General features: G+C 63.6%; 14 protein-coding genes and 2 tRNA genes. 14 read left to right on the top strand and 2 right to left on the bottom strand.

Annotation, left to right across the window (positions count from 1 at the left end; translation table 11 throughout):
• Positions 1–212 precede the first annotated feature (212 nt).
• Both NTD88_RS26035 and NTD88_RS26030 read left to right on the top strand, forming a co-directional pair.
• Complete coding sequence (locus NTD88_RS26035; RefSeq protein WP_095155433.1) at positions 213–1361, top strand: TDT family transporter; 1149 nt, start codon at positions 213–215, stop codon at positions 1359–1361.
• Positions 1362–1468: 107 nt separating this feature from the next.
• Complete coding sequence (locus tag NTD88_RS26030; RefSeq protein ID WP_262155508.1) at positions 1469–3343, top strand: MFS transporter; 1875 nt, start codon at positions 1469–1471, stop codon at positions 3341–3343.
• A gap of 19 nt (positions 3344–3362) precedes the next feature.
• Here the strand turns inward: NTD88_RS26030 and sugE are convergent, their stop codons facing one another.
• The gene (gene sugE, locus NTD88_RS26025) at positions 3363–3680 is read right to left on the bottom strand and encodes a quaternary ammonium compound efflux SMR transporter SugE (protein WP_095155435.1); all 318 of its coding nucleotides are present in this window, start codon (positions 3678–3680) and stop codon (positions 3363–3365) included.
• A 150-nt stretch (positions 3681–3830) separates the two neighbouring features.
• A complete protein-coding gene (rdgC, locus tag NTD88_RS26020; RefSeq protein WP_262155507.1) occupies positions 3831–4751 on the bottom strand; it encodes a recombination-associated protein RdgC in 921 nt (306 codons plus the stop codon).
• A 159-nt stretch (positions 4752–4910) separates the two neighbouring features.
• Between rdgC and NTD88_RS26015 the strand changes: the two genes are divergently transcribed.
• The 12 genes from NTD88_RS26015 to NTD88_RS25960 all read left to right on the top strand — a co-directional run bounded on the left by NTD88_RS26015 (position 4911) and on the right by NTD88_RS25960 (position 18416).
• A tRNA-Val gene (locus tag NTD88_RS26015) sits at positions 4911–4986 on the top strand.
• 13 nt (positions 4987–4999) lie between these two features.
• A tRNA-Asp gene (locus tag NTD88_RS26010) sits at positions 5000–5076 on the top strand.
• A gap of 333 nt (positions 5077–5409) precedes the next feature.
• Positions 5410–9414 (top strand): bifunctional nitrate reductase/sulfite reductase flavoprotein subunit alpha, encoded by a 4005-nt coding sequence (locus tag NTD88_RS26005; protein ID WP_262155506.1) that lies wholly within the window; start codon positions 5410–5412, stop codon positions 9412–9414.
• Between the two features lie 304 nt (positions 9415–9718).
• Positions 9719–12277 (top strand): nitrite reductase large subunit NirB, encoded by a 2559-nt coding sequence (gene nirB / locus NTD88_RS26000; RefSeq protein ID WP_262155505.1) that lies wholly within the window; start codon positions 9719–9721, stop codon positions 12275–12277.
• The gene (gene nirD, locus NTD88_RS25995) at positions 12277–12636 is read left to right on the top strand and encodes a nitrite reductase small subunit NirD (RefSeq protein ID WP_262155504.1); all 360 of its coding nucleotides are present in this window, start codon (positions 12277–12279) and stop codon (positions 12634–12636) included. The genes nirB and nirD overlap by 1 nt, the downstream gene beginning before the upstream one ends.
• Positions 12637–12755: 119 nt before the next feature.
• Positions 12756–13688 carry a pca operon transcription factor PcaQ gene (gene pcaQ / locus NTD88_RS25990; protein ID WP_095155440.1) on the top strand — a complete coding sequence of 311 codons (933 nt, stop codon included), beginning with the start codon at positions 12756–12758 and terminating at the stop codon, positions 13686–13688.
• A gap of 197 nt (positions 13689–13885) precedes the next feature.
• The gene (locus tag NTD88_RS25985) at positions 13886–14644 is read left to right on the top strand and encodes an FKBP-type peptidyl-prolyl cis-trans isomerase (protein ID WP_262155503.1); all 759 of its coding nucleotides are present in this window, start codon (positions 13886–13888) and stop codon (positions 14642–14644) included.
• 251 nt (positions 14645–14895) lie between these two features.
• Positions 14896–15336 (top strand): YkvA family protein, encoded by a 441-nt coding sequence (locus tag NTD88_RS25980; protein ID WP_095155442.1) that lies wholly within the window; start codon positions 14896–14898, stop codon positions 15334–15336.
• Between the two features lie 101 nt (positions 15337–15437).
• Positions 15438–15782 (top strand): multiprotein-bridging factor 1 family protein, encoded by a 345-nt coding sequence (locus NTD88_RS25975; RefSeq protein ID WP_095155443.1) that lies wholly within the window; start codon positions 15438–15440, stop codon positions 15780–15782.
• Positions 15779–16147, top strand: a complete 369-nt coding sequence (locus NTD88_RS25970; RefSeq protein ID WP_095155444.1) for a hypothetical protein — start codon at positions 15779–15781, stop codon at positions 16145–16147. The genes NTD88_RS25975 and NTD88_RS25970 overlap by 4 nt, the downstream gene beginning before the upstream one ends.
• A gap of 275 nt (positions 16148–16422) precedes the next feature.
• On the top strand, positions 16423–16749 hold the full coding sequence (locus NTD88_RS25965) for a hypothetical protein (protein WP_095155445.1): 327 nt from the start codon (positions 16423–16425) through the stop codon (positions 16747–16749).
• A 26-nt stretch (positions 16750–16775) separates the two neighbouring features.
• Entirely contained in the window at positions 16776–18416 is a 1641-nt protein-coding gene (locus tag NTD88_RS25960) for a hypothetical protein (protein WP_095155446.1), read from the top strand.
• Positions 18417–18450: the final 34 nt, after the last annotated feature.

Below are 18450 nucleotides of genomic sequence, written 5' to 3'. Positions count from 1 at the left end.
AGTCTGGCATGCCGCCAACGCTTCGTCAGCGCCGACCAAGGTCGCAGTGGCGGGGTGTCGCAGGGAAGTGGCGATCCAGACGGGTTGTGGCGCAATTGCGGGGTTCTGTTATCTGTTAAGTCGATAACAGATAGAGAAAATACCCGTTATATGGATATTCCTGTCAGTTGTAAGCTCATTCCTACCTCATCAGAGGACAGGAGATAACCGCCATGACTTGCCAGACCACTGCCCATCCCTTACGCCCTTTCAACCAGTTGGCCCATCCCCGCGAGGTGATTCGCCAGTTCACGCCGAACTGGTTCGCCGTGGTTATGGGCACCGGTGTGCTGGCGCTGGCCTTGCCGCAGGCGATGCCGGCACTGGCGGGCGTCGCCGAAGCGCTGTGGTGGCTGGCCATGGGGTTGTTCGTGTTGTTCTGTGTTCTTTATGGCGCGCGCTGGGTGCTGTTCTTCGATGAAGCGCGGCGCATCTTCGCCCACTCCACGGTGTCGATGTTCTTCGGCACCATTCCCATGGCGCTGGCGACCTTGCTCAACGGCGCCCTGGCGTTTGGCCTCGCGCGTTTTGGCGACGGCATCCTGCCGTGGGTCGAAGCGCTGTGGTGGCTGGATGTGGCGCTGGCGCTGCTGTGTGGCGTGGCGATTCCGTTTCTGATGTTCACGCGCCAGGAGCACAGCATCGACCAGATGACGGCGGTCTGGCTGCTGCCGGTGGTGGCGGCGGAAGTGGCGGCGGCCAGCGGCGGCTTGCTGGCAGTTCATCTGGACGACGCCGCGCGGCAGTTCCAGGTGCTGATCACCAGTTATGTGCTGTGGGCGGTGTCGTTGCCAGTGGCGTTCAGCATCCTGACCATCCTTATCCTGCGCATGGCCCTGCACAAACTGCCACCGGCGCACATGGCCGCCTCGAGCTGGCTGGCGCTCGGCCCGATCGGCACCGGCGCGCTCGGCATGCTGCTGCTCGGCGGTGATGCCCCGGCGATCTTCGCCGCCAACGGCTTGGCCGGCTTTGGCGAAATCGCCCGCGGCCTGGGCCTGATCGCCGGGATCGTGCTCTGGGGCTGTGGGTTCTGGTGGTTGCTGACCGCGGTGCTGATCACCCTGCGTCACCTGCATCAGGGCATGCCGTTCAACCTGGGCTGGTGGGGCTTTACCTTCCCGCTGGGGGTGTACGCCCTGGCGACGCTGAAACTGGCGGTGTGGCTCAAGCTCGGATTCTTCCAGACCCTCGGCGGCGTGCTGGTGCTGGCGTTGATCGGGATGTGGTCGGTGGTGGCCTGGCGCACCGTGCGCGGGGCGTGGCGGGGCGAGTTGTTCGTTTCGCCGTGTATTGCCGATTGCGGTCGCAAGAAGGGCTGACCGATCGCGGCAAGCGGCACTGGATTGAAAGACGGCCAATCCGGCAAAGTGTGGCTTTTCTCGCGCTCGGCGCCTCAAATCACAAAGCCCACTCAGGTACATGGACGATGAGCCACACCTCGCAGTTCGCCTTGCTCAAGAAACGCCGCTTCTTGCCCTTCTTCATTACCCAGTCGCTGGGGGCATTCAACGACAACCTGTACAAGCAGTCGTTGATCCTGGCGATCCTCTACAAGCTCAGCATCGGCGGCGATGGCTCGATGCTGGTCAACCTCTGCGCATTGCTGTTCATCCTGCCGTTCTTCCTGTTCTCGGCGCTGGCCGGGCAATTCGGCGAGAAATACACCAAGGACGCCCTGATCCGCGCGATCAAGCTGGCCGAGGTGGTGATCATGAGCATCGGCGCGGTCGGCTTCCTTTATAACCAGTTGTGGCTGATGCTCCTGGCGCTGTTCGCCATGGGCACGCACTCGGCGTTGTTCGGCCCGGTGAAGTACTCGATCCTGCCCCAGGCCCTGCGTGAAGAAGAACTGGTCGGCGGCAACGGCCTGGTGGAGATGGGCACGTTCCTGGCGATCCTCGCCGGCACCATCGCCGCCGGGGTGATGATGTCCAACAGCACTTACGCCCCGGTGGTGGCCAGTGGCATCGTCGGCACCGCGGTGCTCGGTTATCTCGCCAGTCGCGCCATTCCCCGGGCTGCCGCGGCGTCGCCGGAACTCAAGCTGCAATGGAATATCGTCGCCCAGACCGGCGCGACCCTGCGCATGGGCTTGCGGCAGACCCCGGCGGTGTCGCGTTCGATCGTCGGCAACTCGTGGTTCTGGTTCGTCGGGGCGATCTACCTGACGCAGATTCCGGCGTATGCCCAGGTGTGGATGCACGGCGATGAAACCGTGGTCACCCTGATCCTGACCCTGTTCTCGGTGGGCATCGCCCTCGGCTCGCTGCTCTGCGAGCGCTTGAGCGGGCGCAAGGTGGAAATCGGCCTGGTGCCGTTCGGTTCCTTTGGCCTGACCCTGTTTGGCCTGCTCTGGTGGTGGCATTCCGGCGATATCCCGGCCGGCATCGCGCCGTATGACTGGCTGGCGCTGCTGGGCATGGCCAAGGCCTGGTGGGTCCTGCTGTCGATTGTCGGCCTCGGCGTGTTCGGCGGCTTCTATATCGTGCCGCTGTATGCGCTGATCCAGGCGCGCACCCCGGAAGACCAACGGGCCCGGGTCATCGCCGCGAACAACATCCTCAATGCGCTGTTCATGGTGGTCTCAGCCATTGTCACCATGGCTCTGTTGGGTGTGGCCGGGCTGGAGATTCCCGAGCTGTTCCTGGTGGTGTCCCTGCTCAATATTGCGGTGAACGCCTACATCTTCAGCATCGTTCCCGAATTCAGCATGCGCTTCATGATCTGGCTGCTGAGCCATTCCATGTACCGGGTCAAGCACCGCGACCTGGAGCAGATCCCGGACGAAGGCGCGGCGCTGCTGGTGTGCAACCACGTGTCGTTCGTCGATGCGTTGCTGATCGCCGGTGCGGTGCGTAGGCCGATGCGCTTTGTCATGTACTACAAGATCTACAACCTGCCGGTGCTGAACTTCATCTTCCGCACCGCCGGCGCCATCCCGATCGCCGGGCGCAGTGAAGACCTCGCCACCTACGAGCGAGCCTTCGAGCGGATTGCCGCGTACCTGGAGGACGGTGAGCTGGTGTGCATCTTCCCGGAAGGCAAGCTGACCGGCGACGGTGAGATCGATGAGTTCAAGGGCGGGATGAAGCTGATTCTGCAGCGCACGCCGGTACCGGTGATTCCACTGGCGTTGCAGGGATTGTGGGGGAGTTTCTTCAGCCGCGATCCGGGCAAGGGCTTCTTCCGGCGATTCTGGTCGCGGGTGACCCTGGTGGCCGGCCCCGCTGTTGCGGGAGAACAGGCGGAGCCGGCGTTGTTGCGCGAACGGGTAGGGGCGTTGCGCGGCGAGTTTCGCTGAGCGGCGTGACCGAAGAAGGTCAGCTTGCGCTGACCTTCAATCCAATCAGGCCGGCGACGATCAGCGCAACGCTGAGTAGCCGCACCAGCGCCATCGACTCACCGAACAGGATGATCCCGGCGATGACCGTGCCCACGGCGCCGACACCGGTCCAGATTGCATAGGCAGTGCCCAGCGGCAATTCCTTCATGGCAAGACCGAGCAAGCCAAGGCTTACCGCCATGGCGGCGACGGTGAGGGCGGTGGGCAGGGGGCGGGTGAAGCCGTCGGTGTATTTCAGGCCGACAGCCCAGCCGACTTCGAAAAGGCCGGCGAAAAACAGAATGATCCAGGACATGCTCGTTACTCCATCAGGTGATGGGGCCGTCCCCGGATGGTCACGCGGTGCGTCGCGAGGCCGTCCTCGCAGTGCGCAGTATAGTGCACAGTCTTGGTGCGAAGGGCAAACAGGATGTAGGCGGGGCCGCAACTGCGGCCCCGCGCTTCATCAGATGCCTTGCGGAATATCTTCACCGCCCAGCGCTTCGAACAGCGCCGGCAGGAACTCGGTGAAGGTCAGCATCATCAGGGTGAAGCTGGCATCGAGCTGGCCCAGGGCCTCCTCGCCACCGTCTTCCTCGGCCTGATCCTGCAGCAGTTCTTCGAACTTCAGGCGCTTGATGACCATCTTGTCGTCGAGCACGAACGACAGTTTGTCCTGCCAGGCCAGGGCCAACTGAGTGACCTGCTTGCCGGTGCCCAGGTGCATCTGGATCTCGTCGCTGGTCAGGTCCTGGCGTTTGCAACGGACGATGCCGCCGTCTTCATGGGTGTCGCGCAGCTCGCATTCGTCCAGGACATAGAAGTCCGGAGCGGCTTTCTGGCTTTTCACCCAGTCGGTCATGGTGGCGGTCGGGGCGATCTTCACGGTCACCGGACGCACCGGCAGCGAGCCCATCACTTCACGCAGGGTCGACAGCAGGTCTTCGGCGCGCTTGGCGCTCGCCGAGTTGACCAGCACCAGGCCCAGCTTCGGCGCGATGGCGGCGAAGACCATGGCGCGGCGGATAAAGGCACGCGGCAGGAAGGCCTGGATGATCTCGTCCTTGATCTGGTCGCGTTCCTTCTTGTAGACCTTGCGCATTTGCTCGGCCTCGATCTCTTCGACCTTCTCCTTGACCGCATCGCGCACGACGCTGCCGGGCAGGATGCGCTCTTCCTTGCGCGCGGCGATCAGCAGGAAGTCACCACTGACATGCACCAGCGGCGCGTCTTCGCCTTTGCCGAAGGGGGCGACAAAACCGTAGGTGGTCAACTCCTGGCTGGCGCATGGGCGAGCGGGCTTGGTGGCCAGTGCAGTTTCCAGTGCTTCGGCATCGAGCGGGATGTCCTGGGTCAGGCGGTAGCTCAGCAGGTTTTTGAACCACATGGGGCGGATCACTCCTCTCTATATAAGGGGGGCATTATTCTCCGACGGACCCGCTGAGGCCAACCCCGCTAAGTCGTTGGAACGCCTGAAAAATTTTTTTCAAAAAGTGCTTTACAGACCTTGGGGTGCTCCGTAGAATGCGCGCCACACCGAGACGAAGGGTGATTAGCTCAGCCGGGAGAGCATCTGCCTTACAAGCAGAGGGTCGGCGGTTCGATCCCGTCATCACCCACCACTCAGTGTTAAGCGCAGCGGTAGTTCAGTCGGTTAGAATACCGGCCTGTCACGCCGGGGGTCGCGGGTTCGAGTCCCGTCCGCTGCGCCATATTCAACTTCCAGGGCCCACTGAACACCCGGAAGTTACAAAGAAAGCGACCTTAGGGTCGCTTTTTTTGTGCCTGCGATTTCTCCCGCACACCATGCCGCGCCTTGGTGCACAGCTCACCATCACGGTGCAGCCATTTCCTCACGACAGACCGCCGAGCCCCATGAATCAGGGCCTCGGGCACTCTGGCGCGTCCTTTGCTTTCAACTGCCTATCAGGCAATCAACGTCGATTGCCCCGTTCACGACAAAGGCGCCGTGCTGCTTCCCCTGTTTTCAGGGCGGAGCGGCAGGGCGCCTTTTTGTTTTTGCGCAAGGCAGGGGAGTCAGGGCCATGACCAGCACGACGGTGCGCAGTGTCTGTCCGTATTGCGGTGTCGGTTGCGGCATCGTCATGAGTGTGACCGACAACCGGGTGACCAAGGTCAGCGGGGACAAGCAGCATCCGAGCAATTTCGGCCGGCTCTGCACCAAAGGGCTGAGCTGCCATCAGCCGCTGCGCGAGTCCGGGCGCATGGAATGGGCTTTTCTGCGCGATCAGCGTCAGCGCGACCCGGTGCGTCTGGGCATCGATCAGGCCATCGAGCAGACCGCCCGCCGCCTGCGCGCAATCATCGACCGCGACGGGCCGGACGCCGTGGCGTTGTATGTGTCCGGGCAGATGTCGCTGGAGGCCCAGTACCTGGCTAACAAGCTGGTGAAGGGCTTTATCCGCAGCCGGCATATCGAATCCAACTCGCGCCTGTGCATGGCCAGCGCTGGCAGCGGCTACAAGTTGTCGCTAGGCGCGGACGGCCCGCCGGGCAGCTATCAGGACTTTGAACACGCCGAGGTGTTCTTCGTCATCGGCGCCAATATGGCCGACTGTCATCCGATCCTTTTCTTGCGCCTGCTCGACCGGCTCAAGGCTGGCGCGCGGCTGATCGTCGTCGATCCGCGGCGCAGCGCCACTGCCGACAAGGCCAACCTGTTTTTGCAGATTCGTCCCGGCACCGACCTCGCCCTGATCAACGGCCTGCTGCACCTGCTGCACGAAAACGGCCATACCGATAACGACTTCATCGCCCGCTACACCGAGGGCTGGGACGAGATGCCGGCTTTCCTCGGCGATTACACGCCGGCGCGGGTTGCTGAAATCACCGGTTTGGCTGAAGCCGATATCCGCCAGGCCGCCGCCTGGATCGGTGCGGCGAAGGACTGGATGAGCTGCTGGACCATGGGCCTTAACCAGAGCATCCACGGCACTTGGCACACCAATGCGCTGTGCAATCTGCACCTGGCAACCGGAACGATTTGCCGTCCTGGCAGCGGACCGTTCTCGCTGACCGGTCAGCCCAATGCCATGGGCGGAAGGGAAATGGGCTACATGGGCCCCGGCCTTCCCGGGCAGCGTTCGGCGCTGGTCGAGGCCGATCGTCAGTTCGTCGAAGGCCTCTGGAACATTGCGCCGGGCAGTCTGCGCGCTGAAGGCGGCGAGGGCACCATCGGCCTGTTCGAGCAGATGGCGGCGGGCGAGGTGAAAGCCTGCTGGATCATCTGCAGCAACCCGGTGGCCAGCGTCGCCAATCGCCAGCGGGTGATCGACGGCCTGCGCGCGGCGGAACTGGTGATCAGCCAGGACGCTTTTCTCGACACCGAAACCAATCGCTACGCCGACATCCTTCTTCCCGCCGCGCTGTGGGCCGAATCCGAAGGCGTGATGATCAATTCCGAACGCAACCTGACCCTTACCGCCAAAGCGGTGGATGCCCCCGGCGATAGTCTGCCGGACTGGCAGATCATTGCCCGGGTAGCCTGTGCCATGGGTTACGCCGAGGGTTTCAGCTATGCCAGCGCCGAAGCGGTATTCGAGGAAATCGGCCATGCCTGGAACCCGGCGACCGGCTACGACCTGCGCGGCCTCGATTATCAGCAACTGCGAGACGGCCCGCGGCAATGGCCGTGCGAGCCGGGGCGGGCCGACAGCCGCAGTCCGCTGCGCTACCTCAATGACGGCCTGAGCCAGACGCCACGCGACGGTGTCGATGGTCAACGCCCGGCCATCGTTTTTGCTACCGCCAGCGGCAAGGCCCGATTCTTCGCCCGGCCCTGGCTGCCGCCTTCCGAATTACCGGATGAGTCCTACCCGCTGGTGCTCAATACCGGCCGTGTCCAGCACCAGTGGCACACCCTGACCAAGACCGGCAAGGTCGCCAGCCTGAACAAGCTCGAGCCTGGGCCGTTCCTCGAAATCAACCCCGAAGACGCCGCCGCGCTGGGCATCGCCGACAAGGACCAGGTGCAGGTCAGTTCCCGTCGCGGCCAGGCCGTGCTGCCAGCGCGGCTCAGCGCGCGGGTCCTGGCGGGCAACTGCTTTGCGCCGTTTCACTGGAATGACCTGTACGGCGAGCAACTGGCGATCAACGCTGTGACCTGCGATGCCGTGGACCCGATTTCCCTGCAACCGGCGTTCAAGCACTGTGCGGTGGCGCTGACCCGGGTCAGCGGCGAGCGCATCGATGCACTTCAACTGAATCCCGTCATTACCAAGGAGGCCGGGCTAATGCCGACCGACACCTTGCGCCAGGTCCTGGGCCTGGGTGCGCCCCCCGCGTTGGCCCTGGCCGAAAGCGAACAACAGTATTTGCATGGCTTCCTGCTCGGACTCGGCGCGGCGACGCCCGGTGGAGTGCCGGTACTGCCCGCCAATGCACCCCTCGCCCCGGCGCGGCGCCTGTTTGTCGATGGGCTGCTGGCCGGGATGTATTCCCGCGGTGAGGCGCCGGCCAGCAGCGGGCGCAGCGAGCTCGCGGCGATTGAGCAAAAGCCCTCGCACCTGGTGCTCTGGGCCTCCCAGACCGGCAACAGCCAGACCCTCGCCGAACGTTGCGCCAGCCACCTGCGGGAGGCGGGGCTGAGCGTGCACCTGGACTGCATGGAAGCGGCGAAGCCGGCGCAGGTCGGCGAAGCCGCCAGCTTATTGTTGATCACCAGCACCTTCGGCGATGGCGAAGCGCCCGACAGCGCCACCACCTTCTGGCAGGCGCTGCAGGATGACGCCGCCTGGGCGAAGCGACCTTATGCAGTGCTGGCCCTGGGCGATTCCAGCTACGACCAGTTCTGCGGTTTCGGGCGAAAACTTGATCAGCGTCTGACTGAACTGGGTGGCGAGCGCCTGCTGGAACGGGTCGATTGCGAGCCGGATTTCGATGAGCCCTTCGCCAGTTGGCTGCAGGCGCTGACGGCAAAACTCGCCGAAGCGCCGGTGCCGGTCGCCGAGGTGGCAAAGCCGGCGTTCGGCAAAAGCCATCCGCTGCCCGCGCAACTGCTGGAAAACCGCGTGCTCAATGGGCCGGGGGCGAGCAAGGAAACCCGGCAGATCGTCTTTGACCTTGGCGACAGCGGGCTGAGTTACCAGGCGGGCGATGCGCTGGGTGTCTGGCCGCGCAACTGTCCGCAACTGGTGGAGGAGTTCCTGCGTTGCAGCGGGCTGGACGGTGATGCGGTGGTCAATCTCAAGGAACCGATGCCGCTGGCTGTCGCGCTGGGCGAGCACCTGGATATCACCCGCATCACGCCGCAGGTGTTGGCCAAAGTGTCCGGGCTGCCCGGTGACAAGGCCGCGTTGAATGACTGGCTCTGGGGACGGCAGTTGGTCGATCTGCTCGCAGAATTTCCCTTGAACCTTTCCCAGACAGAGTGTCTGGCGCTGCTCAAACCGTTGCAGCCGCGGCTGTACTCCATCAGTTCCAGCCCGAAGCTGCACCCGACGCAGGTGCACCTGACCATGTCCGCCGTGCGCTTTGGTCAGCGCAAAGGCGTTTGCTCCAGCTACCTCGCGGATCGCGCCGATAACGTGAGGGTGCAGATTTTCCCGCAGCCGTCGGCGAGTTTTCGGTTGCCGGCGGATGATGGCGTGCCGGTGATCATGGTCGGCCCCGGCACCGGGATTGCGCCGTTTCGCGCGTTTCTGCAGGAGCGGGAGGCGCGGCAGGCCAAGGGGCGTAACTGGCTGTTCTTCGGTGAGCAGCGGGAGGCCTGTGATTTTTACTACCGCGATGAGCTGATGGCGTGGTGTGAGAGCGGTGTTCTGACTCGACTGGATACGGCGTTTTCGCGGGATCAAGCGGAAAAGATCTACGTGCAACAGCGCATGCGTGAACAGGGCGCGCTGTTGTGGCAATGGCTGGAAGAGGGCGCCTGCTTCTATGTGTGTGGCGATGGGGCGCGAATGGCCAAGGATGTGGATGCCGCGCTGAAAGAGGTGATCGCCGTGCAGGGTGGGATGAGTGCCGAGGATGCTGCGCTCTATGTCGCGCAGATGGGGCGGGACAAGCGTTATCTGCGGGATGTCTATTGAGGCCAACCGGGCCAACTCGGTAGGAGCGAGCTTGCTCGCGAAGCAGCCCCATTAGGGTTCACCTCTGGAATGAATTGCACCAGCGTGGTTCGATTTCCCCACGGTTTCTCTGCAATTTCCCTGATTTCCCTACTTGGCACACTCCCTGCTTTTACAACTCCACAACGTCCCGGGTGGTCAACGTCGATCACCGCTACGGACTACATAACGATTCAAGACCAGGCAAAGGCGCCTGGAGCTTCGGCTCCAGGCGCCTTTTTTTGTGTTTTTTTCGGGGTACGCCCCGCACCGTGAGGATCCGGACATGAACGCCATCGCGTCCATCGAACAACGAGAAAAGCTGGTCATCGTCGGCAACGGCATGGTGGGCCACCATTGCGTCGAACAACTGATCGAGCGCGGCGCCCTGGCCCGTTTCGAGGTGCGGGTGTTTGGCGAAGAGCGTCAGCGCGCCTACGACCGGGTGCACCTGTCGGAGTATTTCAGTGGCAGCGACGCCGAGGCGCTGGCGCTGGGCGAGGCGGGGTTGTACGCCGAGCATGGCATTGCACTGCACCTGGGCGAGACGGTGCTGGAACTGGACCGTGAGCGCCGCGAGGTGGTGACGGCCGAGGGCCGTTACCCCTACGACCGGCTGATCCTGGCCACCGGCTCCTATCCCTTCGTGCCGCCGATCCAGGGTTCGGAAGGCGCAGCGCGCCTGGTCTACCGGACCCTCGATGACCTTGACGCCATCCGCGACGCCGCCACCAACGCCCGGCGCGGCGTGGTGGTGGGCGGGGGCCTGCTCGGGCTGGAGGCGGCCAACGCGCTCAAGTCCCTCGGCCTGGAAGCCCATGTGGTGGAATTCGCGCCGCGGCTGATGCCGGTGCAATTGGACAGCGAAGGCGGCGCGGCCCTGCGTGCGCAGATCGAGGCGCTGGGCGTCGGCGTGCACACCTCGCGGGCGACCCAGGCGATCGTCGAGGGCCAGGACTACCGCTACCGCATGAACTTCGACGGCGGCGAGAGCCTTGAGACCGACCTGATCGTGTTCTCCGCCGGCATCCGGCCGCAGGACGCTCTGGCCCGTGGTTGCGGCCTGGAGATCGCGCCGCGCGGCGGCGTGGTCATCGACGGCGAATGCCGCTCCAGCGACCCGCGCATCTACGCCATTGGCGAATGCGCGTCCTGGAACGGCAGCGTCTTTGGTCTGGTGGCGCCCGGCTACAACATGGCCCGCAACCTCGCGGCGGCACTGGCGGGGCAGTCGTTCAGCGCCTTCGAGGGCGCCGACATGTCCACCAAGCTCAAGCTGCTCGGCGTGGACGTCGGCTCCATCGGCGACGCCCACGGCGCCACGCCCGGTGCGCGCAGCTATCGCTTTATCGACGAGGCCGGCAGCGCTTACCGCCGGCTGGTGCTGGACCCCAGCGGCAAGCGGGTGATCGGTGCGGTGCTGGTGGGCGACAACAGCTATTACGACACCCTGCTGCAATACGTGCAGAACGGCATCGCGGTGCCGGCCGATCCGTCGTCGCTGATCCTGCCGCAATCGGCCGGCGCCCCGGCCCTCGGCGCCGACGCGCTGCCGGATACGGCGACCATCTGCTCCTGCCACAACGTCAGCAAAGGCGCGGTCTGCGCCGCCATCGACAGCGGCTGCGGCGACCTCGCCGCGGTCAAGGGCTGCACCAAGGCTGCCACCGGTTGCGGCGGCTGCGCGGCGCTGCTCAAGCAGGTGTTCGAACATGAACTGACTGCCCGCGGCGTCACCGTGGACAAGAGCCTCTGCGAACACTTTTCCTACACCCGCCAGGAGCTGTACGGCATGGTGCGGGTCGAGGGAATTCGCACCTTCGCCGAACTGCTGGAACGTCACGGCAAGGGTCACGTCGGCTGCGATATCTGCAAGCCCACCGTAGGCTCGATCCTCGCGTCGTGCTGGAATCAGCCGATCATGGACCCGGCGCTGGTGCCGTTGCAGGACACCAACGACACCTTCATGGCCAACATGCAGAAGAACGGCACCTACTCGGTGGTGCCGCGGATTCCCGGCGGCGAAATCACCCCGGACAAGCTGATCGTGATCGGCGAAGTGGCGAAGAAATACGACCTCTACACCAAGATCACCGGCGGCCAGCGCATCGACCTGTTCGGCGCCCAGTTGCATGAGTTGCCGCTGATCTGGGAAGAGCTGATCGCTGCCGGTTTCGAGACCGGCCACGCCTACGGCAAATCGACCCGCACGGTGAAGTCCTGCGTCGGCAGCACCTGGTGCCGTTACGGCGTACAGGACAGCGTGAAAATGGCGCTGCTGCTGGAGGATCGTTACAAGGGCCTGCGTTCGCCGCACAAGCTCAAGTTCGCGGTGTCCGGCTGCACCCGCGAGTGCGCCGAGGCGCAGAGCAAGGACATCGGCGTGATCGCCACCGAGAAGGGCTGGAACCTGTACGTCTGCGGCAACGGCGGCATGCGCCCGCGGCATGCCGAACTGTTCGCCACCGACCTCGACGACGACAGCCTGGTGCGCCTCATCGACCGCGTGCTGATGTTCTACATCCGCACCGCCGACAAGTTGCAGCGCACCTCGGTCTGGCGCGAAAGCCTGGAGGGTGGGCTGGACTACCTCAAGCAAGTAGTCCTCGACGACAGCCTGGGCCTTGCCGCCGAGCTGGAAGCGCAGATGCAGCATGTGGTCGACCGCTACGAATGCGAGTGGGCCAACGCCCTGAAAGACCCGGAAAAGCTCAAGCGCTTCCGCACCTTCGTCAACGACCACCGCGCCGATCCGGGCGTGCATTTCGTCCGCGAGCGCGGCCAGCGCCGGCCGATTGCTGCGGCTGAACTCCATTTGATCCCGACCACCGAGGAGGTGCTCTGATGAGCCTGTCGAACGTAGCTGTGCAAACGCCAACCCAATGGACCCCGGTGTGCGCCGAAACCGACCTGGTGGCCCAGTCGGGGGTGGTGGTATGGCATGAGGGCGCGCAGGTGGCGTTGTTCTATGTGCCAGGTGCCGAGACCGAAGTGCATGCGCTGGACAACCATGACCCGCGCTCTGGCGCCAATGTGATCGGGCGTGGCCTGATCGGCAGCCTGAAGGGCGAACTGGTGGTGGCGTCGCCGTTGTACAAGCAGCATTTCTCTCTACGCGACGGGCGCTGCCTGGAGGATGACGGGCAGGCGTTGCGCGTCTGGGCGGTGCGGGTGAATGAGGGGCGGGTGGAGATTGGCGCTTGATCGCAGTTGCAAGCCGCAAGCTACAAGGTGCAAGGGGAAAGCAGCGGCGACGCCAGCCGCTGTTTCTTACGGCTTGAAGCTTGCAACTTGAGGCTCGGAAGCCGATAAACTCCCCACCCATGAACCTCGACACCCGAATCAAATTCCGCCACCTCCTGTGCTTTCTCGAAATTGCCCGCCAGGGCAGTTTCGCCAAGGCCGCTGACGCCGTGGCGATCACCCAGCCGGCGATTTCCAAGACCCTCAAGGAACTGGAAGACCTGCTCCAGACCCGCCTGTTCGAACGCGGTCGCCAGGGCGTCGAATTGACCCCGGCCGGGGTCCGTTTCATGCGCTACGCCGGGCCTTGCGTGCAGGCGCTGCGTGAAGGGGTCAGCACCTTGCGCGGCGAAGAACACGCGCCGCCGCAGGTGCGGGTCGGCGTGCTTTCCACCGTGGAAAGCCTGCTGATGCCGGAAGCCCTCTGCCGCCTGCACCAGCGGCATGCCGCGCTGGTGGTCAGTGTCGCCACGGGGCCGAGCGCGCACCTGCTGGCGCAATTGCATGTCGGTGAGTTGGACCTGGTGATCGGTCGCATGACCGACAGCCCGCAAATCCAGGGCCTGTTGTTCGAGCACCTGTACAGCGAATCGATGTCGCTGGTGGTGCGCCCCGGCCATCCATTGCTGGCGCGCCTGCCGATCGAGCGCAGCCAGCTCGGCGACTATCCCTTGGTGCTGCCGCTGGCCGGCACCACCATTCGCAAGCATGCCGACAGCCTGTTCGTGCAATGCGCCATCGAGCAGCCGCGCCAGCGTTTGGAAACCCTGTCACCGGCCCTGAGCCGGCGTTATGTGCAGGGCAGCGATGCGATCTGGGTGGCGCCGCGCGACGCCGTGCGGGTCGATCTGGACCGTGGCGAGTTGTGCGAGCTGGACCTGGGCGTCAGCGAGCCGGGCGGCTCGGTGGGGATCTGCAGCAACGCGGCCTTGCCGCTGCCGTTGCCGGCCCAATGGCTGTGCGAAGTGTTGCGTGAAGTTGCAGCGCAATACCGCGACGGCGACTATCCGTAAAGCCCGGCAAAGGCACATTTGCCCGGGGCGGACCTTCCATACTGGCCCTGTGCCGGATGCTTGCATGAAGACCTGTTCATCTTGCTGAACTTCTAGGACTTTTCTCGTTCCTATTGCCGGTAGCCATTGGTCGTGGCCGCCTGATATTCTCGCGGCTTTACCCGATTGCCCCTTTGGCGCATGAACAAGGAAATAGCATGAAACAGCATCGGTTGGCGGCTGCGGTTGCCCTGGTTAGCCTGGTCCTGGCGGGTTGCGATTCGCAGACCAGCGTCGAGCTGAAAACCCCGGCACAGAAAGCCTCCTACGGTATCGGCCTGAACATGGGCAAGAGCCTGGCTCAGGAAGGCATGGACGACCTCGATTCCAAGGCTGTTGCCCAGGGCATCGAAGACGCCGTAGGCAAGAAAGAGCAGCGTCTCAAGGACGAAGAGCTGATCGAAGCCTTCGCCGCCTTGCAGAAGCGCGCTGAAGAGCGCCTGACCAAGATGAGCGAAGAGTCCGCCGCGGCTGGCAAGAAATTCCTCGAAGAGAACGGCAAGAAGACCGGTGTCGTTACCACCGCTTCGGGCCTGCAGTACGAAATCGTCGAGAAGGCCGACGGCGTCCAGCCCAAGCCGACCGACGTGGTGACTGTTCACTACGAAGGCAAACTGATCGATGGCAAGGTGTTCGACAGCTCCGTCGAGCGCGGCAGCCCGATCGATCTGCCGGTCAGCGGCGTGATCCCGGGCTGGGTTGAAGGCCTGCAACTGATGCACGTTGGCGAGAAGGTCAAGCTGTTCATCCCGGCTGACCTGGCCTACGGCGCACAGAGCCCGAGCCCGATGATCCCGGCCAACTCGGTTCTGGTCTTCGACCTGGAACTGCTGGGCATCAAGGATCAGGCCAAGCTGGATGCTCCGGAAGCACCAGAAGCTCCTGCGCAAGCACCAGCGGAAGCACCTGCCAAGTAATTCGGCCGCTGCTGTTGTCCAACGCCCCGTCATGACGGGGCGTTGTCGTTTGTGCGGGACGGGAAGGGCGGTTGCGGCCGGACTGTGAAGCCCTTCGCAAAACGATTGCGCATTGAAACAAGTGTGTAAAAAACGCCCGATTTAACCCCGGGCCTTGCCCACCGGGATTCGCGGGCCTAAAAAGAGGCTCTGTTCACAAGGTTATCCACAATTAATGTGGATAACCTTCCGGCATTGCCGTTGGAGGTCACATGAAAGCACCGTGGAATTTCGCTCGCTTCCTGCCCCTGGCCGAACGCCTGCTCAGTCGCGGCCGTTTGCCGGCGCTGCTGTTCGCCGTCGCCCGCAAAGGCCCGCGGCTGGGCCAGCTCAAGGACGATGTACGGCTGCTCCAGGCGCTCTGCGTGGCCTGGTGGCGCGGAGAATACCGGGCCATCAGTCCAAAGGCGCTGGTGACCATCGTGGCGGGCCTGCTGTATTTCGTCAGCCCGCTGGACGCCATTCCTGACTGGCTGCTCGGCGTCGGCCTGCTCGACGACATTGCCGTGCTGGGCTGGGTGCTCAAGACCGTGAGTGATGAACTGGACGCTTTCCGTGCCTGGCGCGAGCGTCAAACTCCGGAAAAACTGCGGGTGGTCGAACGCCTGCCAGACACCCCGGAAGCCCTGCGCCTGGAGCAGAACCGGCACTGAGTAAAACCGGGCTGCTGCAATTCCCCCGTTGGCTGGTAATATTATTGGCATAACGATTATGCCTACAGATTACATGCGAGAAGTCCGACAAGGGGGTTGTGATGGCTATTCAGGTTATTAGCCGAGACGGTCAACCCGAGTACGCGGTTGTTCCCTGGGACCACTATCAGGCGTTACTCAAGGCGGCGGGTCAGCCGGAGGCCGTATCTCCGGCCGCGCAGACCGCCATTGAAGCACCCTCCGAACCGGCCAGCCTGCCTTTGTTGAGCGAGCTGGCCGTATTGCGTCAGGCCAAGGGCCTGGCGGCGGAGCAACTGGCCCGGAGCGTTGGCATCAGCCCGCACTACCTGGCCATGATCGAAAGCGGTGAGCGCCTGCCCGACTCGGCGATTCGCCGCAGCCTGGCCTGGGAGCTGGGGTTGCCGGGCTGGAGCGATCCGTCATGAGCGCCGTGCGGATCAGCCGGCAGCACTGGGACGGGCTGCTCGGCGAGCTGGATGTCGCGCGCCGCCAGCGCCATCTGCTGACCTACCGCGCCCTGCTCGAACGTCTGCAACTGCCCAGCCCGGCGATGCAGACGCTGACCGCCGCCCTGGAACACCTGGCGCTCCTGGATGCCCGTGCCGAGCAGCCGCTGCGCAGCTCGCTGGTGATCAGCCAAGGTGCCAGCCGTTTGCCGCGCACCGGCTTCTTTGAATGCGTCGAGCGTCTGGGGCGCTTTTCCGGACCGTCTGACGGTATGGCTGCGGCGTCCTGGCATGCCTCCGAAGTGGTGCGGGTCTTCGAGTTCAGTTACCCCGAAGAAGCCTGACGGTTTTTTCGCGCGTCTTCGGGGCTGCCCCTCGCCCTGACGTGGTGACGTGCGGGCCGGATTTTCCCACCAGAATGAAAACTTTTTCATCTTTCCTGACCGTTTATCGGAACTTTCCCGATAGTGGCAAGTCAATGGCGTCAAGATATTGAGTAGCCATCATTGTGGGTGGCGCGTTATCTCTCCAACGCCGGGTTCAGGGACGAACGTCAGCCATTCGTGGATGGCACGCTACCTTGAGTCGGGCCCATACCCCGCGACAAGGAAGCTTCCTCGTGAAACTCAAATTTCTCTCCCTGCTGTGCGCCGCCACGCTGTTGACTGGTTGCGGCAATGACGCCATCGAAGGCACCTTCCAGGTCCAGAGCAGCGTCATGGGTATGCAGATCAACGGCGGCCAGGCCGTACTCAAGTCCGACAGCATCGTCATCGAAGGCGACAAGTACGTGGTCGACGAGTGGGAACAGGCCGACGGCATGGTCACCGCCCGTGACAAGGACGGCCAGGCAATCATCCACGCCCGCGTGCTCGACGGCGGCAACCGCCTGCAAGTGGTTGGCGAGGGCAACCTGCTCAACGTCACCTTGGTTCGCGTCAAATGACTGTGCTCATTCACGGAGAGAAACGCATGCGCAAACTTCTGTTGCCCGCCGCCATTGGCCTGATCCTCACCGGTTGCGGTGGCTATGACGCCAAGGACCTCAAGTCGTCCGACGGTGACCGTTTCAACCCGGGCTCCCGCTACGCCGAGCGTGATGGCGGCAAGCCGGCCAACGGTTCGGTGACCCGTACCGAAAACGGCGTGAAGACTCTGGAATTCAGCGTCAAGGACGGTCGCGCCGATGGCAAGTGGGTGGCTCACGACGAGCAGGGCAACCTGACCCAGGACCTGGAACTGCGCGCCGGCGAATTCACCGGTTCGTCGACCGTGTACTGCACCAGCAAGGGCGACGAGAAGAAGCCGTCCATGACCATTGTGGTGAAAAGCGGTGTGCGCACCGACACCACCTTCGACTGCGCCACCGGCTTCAGCCTGCGCGAGACCGCGAAGATCGATGATCCGGGTACGCCGAACCACCGCAAGACCGTTGGCGAGCAGAAGGCCTGGCAAATCGTCGAGGGCAAGCAAGTGCTGCGCGGCGTCGAGCGTTACGCCACCGACGGCAGCGGCAAGCTCGAGGGCATCAGCGAGGTGTATTTCCCTTCCGGTGTCATCGGCGTGCGCAAGGCCTACAAGGCCGGCGAACTCAGCGGTCGCAGCGAAGAGTATTACCAACTCGAAGACGGTACTTCGCGTCTTGCCAAGGTGAACAACTACGTTAATGGCAAGCGCGATGGCGAGCAGCTTAGTTACTTCCGCGCGCCGTTCCCGGAAGGCACGGTCAAAGAGCGTCAGGACATCGTCAACGACAGCGAAAAGACCCTGACCACCTTCACCTACGGCAAGGCCAACGTCTACGAGCGCAGCTTGAACGACGGCGAGAACTACCAACTGGCGAAGATGCTTGAAGGCCGGCAACAGGGTTACGCCAACGAGGTGGCGGACCTGCAGGGCCTGGAATACCTGCTGACCAACAGCAAGGTCGATATCAACGCACCCCTTGATCAGTACGGCAACCGGCCGATTCACCGTGTCGCGGAAAACGCCTACGAGCTGATGATCAAGCTGGGCGCCGATGCCTCCAAGCAGTCGTTCAACGGCCAGAACCGCCTGATGCGCTGCATGACCAATGAACTGAGCTGCTCCGCCGACCACGTCCTGCGCCTGGCCGCCGAGCCGGCGGGCAAGCAGGTCGATCTGTACGGCAACACCCCGCTGCACCTGCTGTGCCGTTCGGCCAAGTTCATGGGCTTCCGCGAAAACACGAGTGCCGATGAGCGCCTGCTGAGCCTTGCCGCTAATCAGGACGTCAACGCCAAGGACTACCAGGGCAAGACCGCGTTGCACTACTGCATGAAGAAGAACCCGCAGTTCATCGACGGGTTGGTTGCCGCGGGCGCTGACCTCGATGCGGCCGACTACGCCGGCATTACTCCGATGCATGCGCTGTTCCTGGTCAACATTGACCTGGAGTCGATCGCTGGTAGCGCTTATCAGGTGAGCTGGAGTCAGGCGGCGGTAGAGAAGGCGGGTGGCTTGATGAGCCATTCCAAGTTCCGCTTCGACGCGCCATTCCCTGGTTTCCCGCAGGGTCTGAAGCAACTGATGATCGAAAACGGTGACGCGCAAGCCGCGATGACCGCCGATCGGGTCACGCCGAAGGCTTGAGCCGAACGCTGACAGAAAACCGGGGCCTGGCCCT

The organism is Pseudomonas sp. 20P_3.2_Bac5 (assembly GCF_025466035.1).
Taxonomy (GTDB): Bacteria; Pseudomonadota; Gammaproteobacteria; order Pseudomonadales; family Pseudomonadaceae; genus Aquipseudomonas.
Note: the sequence above shows the minus strand (reverse complement) of the source record. Positions and strands in the feature narration are given on the sequence as shown.

Excerpts from the sequence above, each read along its gene's own strand:
- NTD88_RS25960 (WP_095155446.1), top strand. The coding sequence starts at position 16,776 with ATGCGCAAACTTCTGTTGCCCGCCGCCATTGGCCTGATCCTCACCGGT.
- NTD88_RS25980 (WP_095155442.1), top strand. The coding sequence starts at position 14,896 with ATGAAAGCACCGTGGAATTTCGCTCGCTTCCTGCCCCTGGCCGAACGC.
- NTD88_RS26030 (WP_262155508.1), top strand. The coding sequence starts at position 1,469 with ATGAGCCACACCTCGCAGTTCGCCTTGCTCAAGAAACGCCGCTTCTTG.
- NTD88_RS25975 (WP_095155443.1), top strand. The coding sequence starts at position 15,438 with ATGGCTATTCAGGTTATTAGCCGAGACGGTCAACCCGAGTACGCGGTT.
- nirD (WP_262155504.1), top strand. The coding sequence starts at position 12,277 with ATGAGCCTGTCGAACGTAGCTGTGCAAACGCCAACCCAATGGACCCCG.
- pcaQ (WP_095155440.1), top strand. The coding sequence starts at position 12,756 with ATGAACCTCGACACCCGAATCAAATTCCGCCACCTCCTGTGCTTTCTC.
- rdgC (WP_262155507.1), bottom strand. The coding sequence starts at position 4,751 with ATGTGGTTCAAAAACCTGCTGAGCTACCGCCTGACCCAGGACATCCCG.
- NTD88_RS25985 (WP_262155503.1), top strand. The coding sequence starts at position 13,886 with ATGAAACAGCATCGGTTGGCGGCTGCGGTTGCCCTGGTTAGCCTGGTC.
- NTD88_RS25970 (WP_095155444.1), top strand. The coding sequence starts at position 15,779 with ATGAGCGCCGTGCGGATCAGCCGGCAGCACTGGGACGGGCTGCTCGGC.
- nirB (WP_262155505.1), top strand. The coding sequence starts at position 9,719 with ATGAACGCCATCGCGTCCATCGAACAACGAGAAAAGCTGGTCATCGTC.
- NTD88_RS26035 (WP_095155433.1), top strand. The coding sequence starts at position 213 with ATGACTTGCCAGACCACTGCCCATCCCTTACGCCCTTTCAACCAGTTG.
- NTD88_RS26005 (WP_262155506.1), top strand. The coding sequence starts at position 5,410 with ATGACCAGCACGACGGTGCGCAGTGTCTGTCCGTATTGCGGTGTCGGT.
- sugE (WP_095155435.1), bottom strand. The coding sequence starts at position 3,680 with ATGTCCTGGATCATTCTGTTTTTCGCCGGCCTTTTCGAAGTCGGCTGG.